Source organism: Pedobacter sp. AK013 (assembly GCF_014205835.1).
GTDB lineage: Bacteria > Bacteroidota > Bacteroidia > Sphingobacteriales > Sphingobacteriaceae > Pedobacter.
Genome location: NZ_JACHCQ010000005.1, coordinates 144,166 through 150,718 on the forward strand (window position 1 = coordinate 144,166; position 6,553 = coordinate 150,718).

The window sequence follows — 6,553 nt, forward strand, 5'->3', positions numbered from 1 at the left end:
GAATCAGGGACGATTAACTATTGTGGGTTATCTAAAGGGATTTCTGGGAATGGTGCTTCAATACCTTTCTGAGCGTCACCCTGTACAATGTTTTTTAATTCTTGTAACACCATAGAACGGGTAGAGGACAATGCTTCTTGGTCGTCCTCGGTTAGTGTTGGTATCCGCCGATAACTTGTCAGTTTCATATTTGTGTATTCACACATCCTTGCCTCATTCGTTGTTTCGTTAAGGACCTTTAAGATTTCAATCAATTCCGGACTTCTCATTTTAATTTTGGTTTATTTTTGTTTAATTTTTGGTTGTTATTGGTTCTATTATTTATTGAATATTTTGATGTACATACAACCACTTGCTGGTTTAACGTTGTAATCCAATCCATGTTCGTTACAAAAAGCATTGAGCTTAGTGGTTTCTTGAACACCCAGCGTATGCACTACAGACACACTTAATTCGCCATCGATCTCGTTAACTCTCCCTTTACCGAAGATCATTTCTAATTGTTGTTTTTTCATTGTTTTCTATTTATTGCTTTTTGTTTATTACTATGTGTTTTCTAATTAGTATTGTTTATTGATTTGTTCGATAACCGTAATGCCTATTTAGAATAAGACTAATTAATCTTCGGGTTTTCTGTAATCAACTTCTGTTGCGCCCTTAGCTACATTACATTGTTTGCACAGAGTCTGTAAATTCTTGAAATCATTACTTCCGCCCAATGATTTAGGCTTTACGTGGTCGATGGTGATGTCCTTTCCGGATCCGCATTTTAAACAGCAGTAATCGTCACGTTTAAACACCCTTTCCCGATTAGTCTGGTTAACCTTCGTACCTCCGCAGCCCACGTCCTCGAAATCAAACTCATCATCGCTTAAACCATACACGTCCATCATGCCAATTTTGTCTACTTTTAATTTTGATCTTGTTATTAAATCCATTGTTCCGCCAGTTATCACTATCCCGATGATAATCGAAAGCATTAACCAGTTACTAATTTCCATAAGGGAATAGTTTTAAGCGCTTCTCGTTGATTAACTCCTGTAGATCTATATCAAACGCCATAACCGAATCAAAGAAGGCGTATAGGCCAAGTCTTTGCGCCTGCAAAATTGCTTTGTCTTCGATTTTACTCGGGGTTTGAAGAATTTTATTGATGGTGTTGTACAAATCCCGGTTAGTGGTCATGGTCTTTTGCATGTTCAAATCCTTCACCACATCTATCACCGCCTGGTTAAGAAAAGTTTGCTTCGCATCATCATCGTATTGGATGATTTTTATCTTCATCAGGAACCGGTAAACCACCGGAGCAACCACCGTAACATCTCGGTTTGCCTGATAGGCCAGAAAGGTTTCCATCGCGTTGCCCGCAGCAGTTTTAAATTTCTCAACAGGGGTGGGTTCTTTTTTTAAATCCGGCGATGGCAGGGACTTTGCAAGCTCAGCACGATGACGACTGTTGAGATAACCCTTGATGAACATCTCGAAAGTAATCAGGCTCAAACCCATAAACTCGCCGTATTCCTTCCTGATCCCGAATGAAAACGCAATGGCGATCTCTGCGCAACGGATCTGTTTGTAATTTTCCCGAACGTTGGCGTTGAGCTGCTCGGCCATTAGCGAAAGGTCGGCAGCAAGGGGAAGTTTCCAAGCAAGAGCGTTGTAAGCCTTGATGATTTCTGCCAGAATTGCGTTGAACGTGTCGTTTTCCGGCAAGGTGAACGCTGGGGGATTAGCTAAAACCGTTTTGTCGGTGTAGTCAATCACCGCAACCTTACCAGCCTCTGCTTTGGCAATCTCAACCGAGGCCTGATCGTTTTTGACTAAATCTAAATTCTTTTCCATTTTTCTTATTTTTTCAATAATTCGAACATTTCGAGTGCAGCAGCGGCACCTTTGCCTTGGTCGTTAGCCGGAGTGAGTTTTATAATTTTTTTTCCAGTAGTCCGGAGGTGTATCGGAACCCAGAAATAAAAATTTCGTAAAATTTCATCCTGCGTTTGGTCTTTTAATTCCTTGAGCGCCACCTTTTGCTCGTAGAAAAAACGGAAGTGCTCCAAGACCTCGTTTTCCGTGATTTTTTGCTGGCTCTGTATGGTGCAAAACATAGTTTGGTTTTCGAGATAATCAGCAATCGCGGAATACTTTTCTTCATCTAAAATATTTTCATTTTTTAAAGGAACTTCTTCTAAAATTTCAACTATTTCTGTTTTTGAAGTTTCTTCCTCCCGCGTTACTACTTCTACTACTATATCTTTACTTTCCTTTACTTTACTATACTTTACTTTACTTTGTGTATTTTCTTTTGCAGAAACACTTTCTTTTTCGAGTTTCTGTGACAGAAACTTATCTTTTGCGTTGTTTCTCTTGTCGATAACTGGCTTCAGCCTCTTTTTTAGACCGAAACTATATATTTTGCCATTTTCGAGCAATAACAGCTTAATTTTGACACAATAGCTGATAATTTCGTCCAGAATTTCAGCCTCAACATCAAAATCTCCAGCCATTAATTCAAGGTTTAATTCGTTAATTTCTACCTCAAAAAAATCAGTTTCAGTAAGGAACTCCAATAGCATATTATACACAGAGTAACCATTCTTAAATCGCTTTCTCAACGCCTTGATTTTTGGATCATTCCGCATCCCACTGTCGTGCGAAAAATAGTCGGCATTATGTTTATCTGGTCTTGGCATTTTTGGTTTGGTTACTTGTTATACTTTACTCTTTAAAATTAAAATGGTGCTGCTATCGGTAAGCTTAACTGGTAGCAAATGTTCACTTACCCACTTATTTAACGTTCCTTCCTTAACTCCGGTTAGAGCGGAGGCGGCAGGTGTATTACCGTTACACATTCTCCACGTTTCTAAGGCCTCAGCAACAACCTTTAGGGGTAATCTGTTGTTTTTGTTCCGAACACCGCTGAAATGCCTATCAAAATCGATTTCTACACGCTGCCTTAACGTTATCTCTTTAGCTATATCCCTAACCCTGATATCTGGGTTATAAACTAACCTGCGTGCTAATCCGTGTGCAGACATCATTTTTAGGATTAATTTTCCTGAATGATACAGGGCATGATCAACATTAAGTTTTTCATTAGAGTAAGATCCTTGTATTCGCTTCTGATTAACATAGGGGTATTAGGCTCTTTAAAAGAAAAATGAATTGTCTCTCTATCGTATTTAGCTACACATTTTGAGAGAAGCGCCCCATCAACACAAATAGAAAATTCTTCACCTTGATAATCAATTGCCATCTTTTCGTCCGCAAACTCAGCCAGGTCGAGGTTTTCTGCCGTAAGCTGAATTTCAGATGGCCTAACAGTAATTTTTATAACCGACCCTGATGCAAATTCGGATACACGTTTCATTGCACTTAAAATAGCGCTACGGTCCAAAACAAGATTTTTGTCATTCTTTTTCGGAATTACGTTTTCGTAAGCAATATAATTGCCATCAATAAGCAAAGACTTTAATAATGTTCTATCATCAACAACAAATTGAATGTGTTTTTCTGATATCCACGTTTTAACATGAGGACCAACTTCCATTGTTTGTAAAACCGATAAAATTTTAGGCGGAACAATAAAGCTTTTGATTGTGTCAAGTGATTTTTCAATAAATGAGCTTTGTACACTCATTACATGGGTATTTGTTGAAACATAATTAACAGAACCCTCATCAAAAGAAATATTAACCCCTGTAATTTGAGCACGTAATGAATCTGTTGAGCATGCAAATAATGTTCTGCTGATGGCTGATAATAAGCCATTTGAAGGAATTAATATCTCGTCAAAATCGCTAACCGTGATAAAAACATACTCATCCCCACTTTCCACCGGAATTTTATAGGTGCCTGATAAGGTTTTCATTACAAGGCCTATTGTTGTAACCCCTTCAGTAACGGTTTCTTTAATATCAAAATCGATAGGCTGCTCTGGAAGTTTTGAAAGCAGCGACATAATCCGCGTTATAGGGACACACAATTGCTTTACCTCGTCCATACCCTTACTCGTAATATCTATGGTAGTTGTTAAATAAACTTCCATGTTACCACCGGTGATATCTATTTTTTGTCCGTGTATTGAGAAGTGAAACCCAGCCATCGCAGGAATAACACTTTTATCATTTATACACTTACTTGCAAGTACTAAGGCATTTTGCAATACTGTTTTGCTTACGTTGAATTTCATTTTTGTAATGATTTTTAAATCTGATTAAATAAACTTGAGGAATCTATTGTTACTACCAGCTTGGTAGTATTATTCTTTTCATCAGGATATTTATCGTGATGTTTTTTTATTTTTTTTAAGTACTTTTCGGTCAATGCATCTGTTTCAAAAGATTGAACCGTTTCCATTAAATGCGATTTGATTGATACTGTTATCATAATAATTATTTTAAGTATGTGGTTATGCGACCGAAGCCAATCCTTGTTGTTTAGAGATTTTGTTTTTAGATGATTTAAGTACCATCCTTTTTTTGATCAGGGGAAGATTTGCATTTAGCAGCTCAATTATCCTGTCATGAAATTTTGAAGGCTTGTTTTGCATACCCCTTGACTGAATAATTTTCATGCTATCAATATTGACCTCAATAGTCTCAACAGAAACACCTTTTATTTGCGCTGAGAAACAGAGGGAATATTTATTTTTATAATACTTGTTAGTGAAAATGCAGTGGTGGTGTGTATCTCCCTCTTCCATAAATTCCCTAACACTCTCCAGAACTTTTATAGTTAAGTTGCCATCTGAGAATCGAAGGCCAAAAAACTTTTCTTTTTCTAGTTTGTAGATTGGTTCAGCTGTCGCAATCTGTTGACGCATTTTATCAGCCTCCTTAAGTTTTTGAACTAGCCGCTTTTTAGTTACCAGCTGGTTATGGGCTTGATGTAAATTTTTTGGACAGGTGTATTTTGGGCTTCTCAGATCTCTCTCGAAATATCTCAACAACTCCAAATAATCCAACCAAACGCCAGCATCCTTAATTATGTACTTCTGGCGAATACATATTTTTATAGAGTTCCAATATTGATCTATTAAATGCTTTTTACTCCCGAGCCTAGTAGCTAAAAGGTCAAACTGTTTACTTTTTATCAATGTTTCAACTTTGGAATCAGTTAAAATATTCATAAATAGAGAATAAGGGTAGGTGCGCTTTATCTTCGCCGTAAAACCATTACGTTTATATATTGGAAGCACTTTAACCTTTGGATAAATGCTATCAGCGTAGATATTGTATTTATCCACTCCATAGCCAATGTTTGGGCTTACGTTTGATGGTCTAATTTCAAGATCGCCAGTAAAACCACTGTTATACCCGAAAGCTGCCATTCTAGCAACTACCGTGACTTTCCCGTTTGGAACAAACCAGTGCTGCACAACCTCTGTGAGGTATTGACAAGCTTTTTTACCAACTTTGTGATGAGAGTTTAATTCGAAAAAACGAGTAACCTGAAACTCTTTTACAACATCAATAATAGCTATAATATGATGCCTTTGGTCAAGTTTTTTCTTATTTCTGGAATCTTGTATTTCAAGCTTAACACCACAGCTGGGACAATTGCATGAAGTATGAAGCCTGGAGAGCAATGTTTTGTTTACTGAGGGGCCAGTCCAAATATGACCGCAATCCAAACAAGAGATAGCTTTCTTCGTTCTAAACGCTACATGCTTTAGGCATTTTTCCAAAGCCCATTGTTTCTGCTCTGCAGTGATTTTTGGGAGTGCTCGGCTTAATTCAAAAACCTGCACTTGTAATTTTGTTTTTGGTCTCATAGCTAAAACAATGAAAGCTTTACTGCCTTTGATTCTGGTTTTTTAGGTTTTTCAACCTTCTTAATAGCCTCTTTTTTTACCGAAGAGGGAGAAACTTTAGGCTCAGCTCCTAGAGAATGATTAACGACAACCCTGCCGTTAATCTTTGCGCCTGGCTTAATATCGTCTTCATCATAATAATGAACCGCCATATTAAAAATCTCGTCATCAGCAAAACCCTGTTTACCTGACTCCTTAACCTCGTTAAGAATATACGTACAACAATCATCTATATTTTTAGCAGGCTTTTTAAAAGTTTCTGCAAACAAAGGATCTGTATCTGCTAATTGCTGTAAATGATCAGCTATAGCTTTATTAAATGCTGGGGTAACCGCCATAATAATATGTTTATTTTTTGGTTAAATAACTTGTTCTAATTCACCGTTAGTCAATCTGTAGTATGTGTTGGCAAGAATATTTTCTCCGTCAACTTTTACGGATTTTACCTCAATTAATTCGTGGGTGTAATCCGGTAGCTCTTTGTATTCAGCAACCACAATCCAGCAATTTAAAGCTGCTTTTGCTTTGCCTTTGAATCCCATTGCAGATGCAATCGAGTTTGGTCCAGCCACCGAAGCCTGAGCATAGTTACCGGCTGTATTGGCGTGAGCTTTGTATCCGGCTGTATTGGCGTGAGCATAGTTACCGGCTGTATTGGCGTGAGCATAGTTACCGGCTGTATTGGCGTGAGCATAGTTACCGGCTGTATTGGCGTGAGCTTCTGATCCGGCTGTATTGGCG

At 37.9% G+C, this 6,553-nt stretch carries 11 protein-coding genes; all 11 read right to left on the reverse strand.

Annotated elements, in window-relative coordinates:
* Positions 1-17: 17 nt before the first annotated feature.
* A complete protein-coding gene (locus tag HDC90_RS05450) occupies positions 18-269 on the reverse strand; it encodes a hypothetical protein (protein ID WP_184464639.1) in 252 nt (83 codons plus the stop codon).
* 48 nt (positions 270-317) lie between these two features.
* Positions 318-515, reverse strand: a complete 198-nt coding sequence (locus HDC90_RS05455) for a hypothetical protein (protein ID WP_184464641.1) — start codon at positions 513-515, stop codon at positions 318-320.
* Between the two features lie 102 nt (positions 516-617).
* On the reverse strand, positions 618-1,001 hold the full coding sequence (locus HDC90_RS05460; protein WP_221451798.1) for an HNH endonuclease: 384 nt from the start codon (positions 999-1,001) through the stop codon (positions 618-620).
* The gene (locus tag HDC90_RS05465) at positions 991-1,842 is read right to left on the reverse strand and encodes a hypothetical protein (protein ID WP_184464643.1); all 852 of its coding nucleotides are present in this window, start codon (positions 1,840-1,842) and stop codon (positions 991-993) included. The genes HDC90_RS05460 and HDC90_RS05465 overlap by 11 nt, the downstream gene beginning before the upstream one ends.
* A 5-nt stretch (positions 1,843-1,847) precedes the next feature.
* Complete coding sequence (locus HDC90_RS05470) at positions 1,848-2,690, reverse strand: Lin1244/Lin1753 domain-containing protein (RefSeq protein WP_184464645.1); 843 nt, start codon at positions 2,688-2,690, stop codon at positions 1,848-1,850.
* Positions 2,691-2,708: 18 nt separating this feature from the next.
* Positions 2,709-3,038, reverse strand: coding sequence for a hypothetical protein (locus HDC90_RS05475; RefSeq protein ID WP_184464647.1), 330 nt, complete (start codon positions 3,036-3,038; stop codon positions 2,709-2,711).
* Positions 3,039-3,046: 8 nt separating this feature from the next.
* A complete protein-coding gene (gene dnaN, locus HDC90_RS05480) occupies positions 3,047-4,189 on the reverse strand; it encodes a DNA polymerase III subunit beta (protein ID WP_184464649.1) in 1,143 nt (380 codons plus the stop codon).
* A 14-nt stretch (positions 4,190-4,203) separates the two neighbouring features.
* The gene (locus HDC90_RS05485) at positions 4,204-4,386 is read right to left on the reverse strand and encodes a hypothetical protein (RefSeq protein ID WP_184464651.1); all 183 of its coding nucleotides are present in this window, start codon (positions 4,384-4,386) and stop codon (positions 4,204-4,206) included.
* 22 nt (positions 4,387-4,408) lie between these two features.
* Positions 4,409-5,773 carry a PcfJ domain-containing protein gene (locus tag HDC90_RS05490; RefSeq protein WP_184464653.1) on the reverse strand — a complete coding sequence of 455 codons (1,365 nt, stop codon included), beginning with the start codon at positions 5,771-5,773 and terminating at the stop codon, positions 4,409-4,411.
* Positions 5,774-5,775: 2 nt separating this feature from the next.
* On the reverse strand, positions 5,776-6,150 hold the full coding sequence (locus HDC90_RS05495) for a PcfK-like family protein (protein WP_184464655.1): 375 nt from the start codon (positions 6,148-6,150) through the stop codon (positions 5,776-5,778).
* A gap of 21 nt (positions 6,151-6,171) precedes the next feature.
* The coding region (locus HDC90_RS05500; RefSeq protein ID WP_221451799.1) for a hypothetical protein at positions 6,172-6,553 on the reverse strand (382 nt) is incomplete at its 5' end.